Raw genomic sequence first — 293 nt, forward strand, 5'->3', positions numbered from 1 at the left:
GTCGAGGCGGAGCTCCAGTTTGGCGACGACGTGGAGGTGCATTGGGACGGCAGCAAACCCGGCGGCGTGACAACGGTGAATCGCTTGGTGCAACAGGGCGACGTCGGTAAGCCATTCGATCTGCTGGTTGGCTACGAGTATGTACAGGCCAATGCCGATGGCAATGTCGTGGTTTCCTACAAGGTCTTCCATACACATACACAGCGGGAATCGGGGCCCTTGACGTTATCGGTGCAAAGGACAGCGTTACCGCTTCCGGTGTTTGACGAAGCCACTGATGACAACCAGCTCAA

1 protein-coding gene is annotated in these 293 nt (G+C 57.0%); it reads left to right on the forward strand.

Translation table 11 applies throughout. From position 1 onward, the window contains the following. On the forward strand, positions 1-293 hold a 293-nt coding region (locus DM374_RS32915; RefSeq protein WP_157969837.1), incomplete at both ends, for a hypothetical protein.

Source organism: Pseudomonas huaxiensis (assembly GCF_003231275.1).
GTDB lineage: Bacteria > Pseudomonadota > Gammaproteobacteria > Pseudomonadales > Pseudomonadaceae > Aquipseudomonas > Aquipseudomonas huaxiensis.